Annotated in this window: 1 protein-coding gene; it reads right to left on the bottom strand. The window is 50.7% G+C overall.

The features are described 5' to 3' along the window. Nucleotides 1-158 precede the first annotated feature (158 nt). A protein-coding gene (locus DKW60_RS12005; RefSeq protein ID WP_425451332.1) for an IS3 family transposase occupies nt 159-1,714 on the bottom strand; the annotation gives its coding sequence in 2 pieces (ribosomal slippage) (nt 159-1,258 and nt 1,258-1,714; 1,557 coding nt in all). Nucleotides 1,715-1,784 lie beyond the last annotated feature (70 nt).

Genomic DNA, 1,784 nt, shown 5'->3' with positions numbered 1-1,784 from the left:
GTTGCAATGGGCTGCTTTATGAGGACTATACCGACAAGCATCAATTGATCTTTTTGGTTTAGCTGTAGCTATATTTCAGTTGTTATTTATGGGAAGGCGGTGTTTTTCAAGGTAGTTGTCGCATTTTTTCAAAAAATCATATCAAGTGACCTGTCTGATTATGCCGCTTTCTTTCCCTCAGCAGGTCGCTCAGGATTTAAAGTCACTTCAGTGATCACAGACCAGTCACGTGTATTGCCTGACCAGCGCGCCGGGTTCGCTTGCTTTGCTTGCGCGTAGACGGATGCTCGCTGCGTTAACACGGCTTTGTCATCACCTCGGTGACGTTGTGCAGGCGTCACAAAGCGAATCTTGCTGTGCTGATGCTCATGGTTGTACCACTGCATAAACTGTTGCACCCATTCACGTGCCTGATCTAACGAGGTAAAGCCCTGGCTGGGCCAAGAGGGCCCGTATTTCAATGTTCGGAAGAAAGATTCCACGTATGCATTATCATCACTCACACGTGGGCGGCTAAAGGATTGACTAATATTCAATTGATCTAACTTTACCCGCAACGTTTGCGCTTTCATCATGCTGCCATTGTCGCTATGAAGCACCAATTGATGGCTGTCCGTCAACTTCTCACGCCACACGCCTTTTTGCATCAGCTCTGCCGCTAAATCGGCTGACTCAGCCTCATGCACCTCCCAAACCACGCCGTAGCGACTATACAAATCTTCGACCATATACAGATAGAAAAAGCGGCCGGTCACGGTGCTGGGTAACCAGGTCACATCCCACGTCCACACCTGATTCGGCGCGGTTGCGGTATGAGTCGTTGCGACGCGTGCGGGTTTCGGCTTCTGACTCCGACCACGGTGATGCAACTGGTTCGCGGCTTTGAGCACCCGATAAAAACTGGATTCACTGGCGAGATAAATGCCCTTATCGGCTAACTTCGGGACGATCTGTGAAGGCGGCAAGCTGGCATACTCGGGTTCATGGCAAATGGCCAAAATCGCGTCCTTTTCTTCGGTGGTTAACTGGTGGGAGGGAGCCGGACGGACTGCTTCAGGGCGTTGGTCAGCTTTCACCTCATCACTACCCAGAGGCGACCAGCGTTGTAAGGTGCGGATACAAATCCCCACAACCTGGCAGGCCTTACCACGACCCGCACCCGCGGACTCAGCTTCATGAATCATCTTCACAAGTAGCTGGCGCTGTGCAAGGCCGGTCATGACGCCTCGTCCTCCCACAGCGCCTGATACTTTTTTTGCAGTACCAGTAAGGCAGCACTTTCCGCTAATGCCTTTTCTTTGCGGTTCAAATCCTTTTTCAGATGGTTAATTTGTTGTTGAGCTTCTTTCAAGGCCTTTTTAGACGCACTCGATTGTGATGATTCACCGGCTGCCCCGGCTATACTCGCCGCTTTCCAGCGCGCAATTTGCTCAGGGTATAATCCCTTTTGGCGGCAGTATTCACTGAGTTCATGAGCCGTCATGCTGGCTGTTTCCAATACGGCAGCAAATTTGCTCGCCCCATCCCAGTCTTCACTACTTGTTCGTTGACTTCCCGGCACTGCGACTCCTTGTTCTCGCGCTTGCTTCAACCAATTGTACAACGTTCCGACGCTAATCCCTTCCTCTGAAGCGACTTTTGGCACCGATCGACTCTCAGGTGGGAGTAGCTTCTTTAGTATGGAGGCTTTACGTTCTGCTGAATAATGTGGCAATTTGTATTCCAATTCCGCCCGCTATCTTTCAATAAGTAGAGGCGACAACTATCCTGACATAGGGGGAAGG

This window comes from Leucothrix pacifica (genome assembly GCF_003172875.1).
GTDB classification, from domain to species: domain Bacteria; phylum Pseudomonadota; class Gammaproteobacteria; order Thiotrichales; family Thiotrichaceae; genus Leucothrix; species Leucothrix pacifica.
The sequence above is the reverse complement of the archived record's forward strand: the minus strand, read 5'-3'. Positions and strand labels throughout refer to the sequence as shown.